This window comes from Actinotalea sp. C106 (genome assembly GCF_023630195.1).
GTDB lineage: Bacteria > Actinomycetota > Actinomycetes > Actinomycetales > Cellulomonadaceae > Actinotalea.
Window position 1 is genome coordinate 1 of sequence record NZ_JALPKN010000349.1, and the last position, 2779, is coordinate 2779.

General features: G+C 74.1%; 3 protein-coding genes. All 3 read right to left on the reverse strand.

The annotated features are described in order from the left end of the window. Positions 1-736: cupin domain-containing protein (locus tag L0B03_RS16115; RefSeq protein WP_250447760.1), on the reverse strand; the 736-nt coding region annotated here is incomplete at its 3' end. 4 nt (positions 737-740) lie between these two features. Beyond that, positions 741-1727, reverse strand: a complete 987-nt coding sequence (locus tag L0B03_RS16120) for a PmoA family protein (RefSeq protein ID WP_250447762.1) — start codon at positions 1725-1727, stop codon at positions 741-743. Continuing rightward, the coding region (locus L0B03_RS16125) for a Gfo/Idh/MocA family protein (protein WP_250447764.1) at positions 1724-2779 on the reverse strand (1056 nt) is incomplete at its 5' end. The genes L0B03_RS16125 and L0B03_RS16120, both read right to left, overlap by 4 nt.

The window sequence follows — 2779 nt, forward strand, 5'->3', positions numbered from 1 at the left end:
CCTGGAGCCGCCGGCACATGCCGTAGCGCCGCGGTCCGGGCCGCGGGCCGGTCGCGCTGACGGCGGCCCCGGCCAGGTGCGTCGGATCGGCCCCCGCCAGCCCTGCGAGGGCCTCGACGGTCGACGCGGTCGAGGCCTCGACGCCGTCATGGACGATCTGCTGCCACTGCGGCACCCGAGAGCTCACGAGCCGGGCGGCAGCGCCGTGCAGCTCACCCAGTCCCGCCCCGCCCTCGCGCTCGACCCGCTCGCGCAGGGCCGCGTACCCCTCGAGGGCCAGGTCCCGCCGCGCCCGGGCCGCTGCCGCGACCACGTCGTCGTCCTCGGCGCCCTCGTCCTGGACCGGCAGGGTGACGGCCTCGCGGTAGCGCTCCGGGTCGGCGAGCACCGCGGGCGGGAAGGTCAGCACCGCGTCCCCGGCCTCGGGCAGCCCCGCGTTGGACATGACGACGACGAGGTCCAGCCCGCCGTCGTTGACCAACCGGTGCACGACCCCGGGGCTGAACCACACCACGACCCCGGCCTCGAGCGGCGTCTCGGTGAACCCCTCGGCGCTCAGGGTCTGCACGGACCCGGTGCCGCCGAGCACGACGTACCCCTCGCTCGAGGCGGTGTGCAGGTGCGGGGTCCCGCTGCCGACCAGCCCCGCGCCGTCGGGGGCCGGCCAGTCGTAGACCCGCAGCCGGCTGACCGAGGTGCGGCCCGGGAAGGGCAGCGGTGCACCGGTGCCACCCATCGGCTCAGCCCTCGCGACCGGCGGACCAGGCCGCGAGCGCCGCGCGCCCCAGCCCGGCGAGCTCCTCGCCCCGCTCGGGGTCGGCCGCACCGTCGGCGATGACCACCGCGTAGCGGAAGGTCAGCTCGGCATGGGGCGGGAAGGGCACCTCCTCGCTGAAGAACGGCGCCGGGTTGACCCCCGCGAACCACTCGTTGCGCATGAACCACTGCGGCGGGTGCTGCGGGTTGGCCGTGTCGTCGACCATGACGAGGGTCGAGTGCCGGGCGGTCTCGTCGTGCTGCCCGGTGAAGCCCATCCACTCGGCCGTGGTCCCGCGCACCTCCTCGCCGCCCGCATGACCCGGGGCAAGGATCGTGCCGCCGGTGAAGGACCGGGGCCCGCGCCAGAAGAGCCCGCCGTACCCGGCGTTCTCCCGTCCCTTGGTGGTGGGCGAACCGATGTCGAGGTCCTCCTCGCTCACGTTGCGCAGGGTCGAGGAGAAGGTCAGCACCCACACGTCCTCGGTCGGGGCCGTGACGCCGAAGGCCCGCTGCTCGACGACGACGGCGGTGCCGACCTCGCGCCCCTCGGTGGGCTGGGTGTGCCACACGAGGTCGTGCGCGACGTGCACGCCGTCCTGGTCGACCTCGAGGGCGGTGAAGCGCTCGTGGTCCATCGAGCCGTCGTTGTCGAGCTGGACGTACCCCTGCCCGTGCACGTAGTTGGGCCCGCCCCAGAAGTTGTGCGGCCCCACGTTCGGCAGGGACCACGCGATGCCCTTGTGCCACACGTGGTCGTGCGGGCGGAACAGGCTGACCAGGTCCCCGCCCAGGGTGTGCAAGGGGTGGAAGTAGGGCCGCGGGGACTCGAGCTGGACGTCGTCGGGCTCGTAGACGTAGGTGAGCAGCGGCTGCCCGTCGCAGGAGACCTGTACCGAGCGGTCGAGGTCGTGCCGGACGGTCAGGTGACGGGCGGTCGCGTCGGAGCCCTGGTGGTCGGTCGCACTCATCGGTGGTCCCCCTCGGTGGTGGTCGGCTGTCCGTCGGTCTCAGATCCCTGCGCCCAGGGCGCCCCCGTCCCGTCCATCCTGGAGTGGAACGGGTGCCCGGGCCCGATCTCACCGCGGCGCACGGTGCGCCCGGTGAAGGCCGAGGCGTAGATCGCGGCGACGAGCTCGAGGGTGTCCCGGGCCTCGCGCAGGGTGACGGGCAGCGGTGTGCCGGCGTCGAGGGCGTCGAGAAGTACCCCCACCTGCCCCGTGTGGCTGCTCGACGGCGCGTCCGGGTCCGGCACCCAGTGCTCGGCCACCTGCTCGCTGCCGGGGGCCGGGGTGAAGGTCCAGTCGGCGTCGGTGTAGCCGTACAGGTGGTCGACCTCGAGGGTCGCGTGCTCGGTGTCGATGCGCAGCGACGAGGTCTCGCGAGGGGAGACGAGCGAGTTCACGATCGTCGCGAGCGTCCCGTCGGCGAAACGGACCAGAGCGGTCGAGACGTCCTCCGTCTCGGTGTCCCGGGCCTGGCGCCCGGCCATCGCAATGACCTCCTCCCAGGGCCCGAGCAGGGCGAGGAAGAGATCGATCTGGTGGATGCCGTGCCCCATGGTCGGTCCGCCGCCCTCGATCTCCCACTTCCCGCGCCACGGGACGGCGAAGTAGTCCGGCGCGCGAAACCACAACGTGTTGCAGGTCGCGACCAACGGCCGGCCCAGCACGCCGTCGGCCAGGAGGCGGCGTGCGCGCTCGGCCCCCGCCCCGAAGCGGTGCTGGAAGACGACCGCGACGTCGACCCCGGTGCGGTCGCTCACGGCGAGCAGCTCGTCGACCTCGGCCAGGCTCAGCGCGGGGGGCTTCTCGAGGAGCACGGGCACCCCGGCCTCGAGGCACTGCACCGCGAGGGGCACGTGCGAGCCGGGCGGGGTGCAGATGTGCGCGAGGTCGGGCGGGCCGTCCTCACCACCCACCAGCGCGGCGGCCAGGTCGGTGCCCCAGCTCGCCAGGCCGTGCCGCTCGGCGAACTCCTGGGCCCGGCCCGCGTCGAGGTCCACCCCGTGCCCCACGACGGC

Coding starts and splice junctions, on each gene's coding strand:
- L0B03_RS16120 (WP_250447762.1), bottom strand. CDS start 1,727: ATGAGTGCGACCGACCACCAGGGCTCCGACGCGACCGCCCGTCACCTG.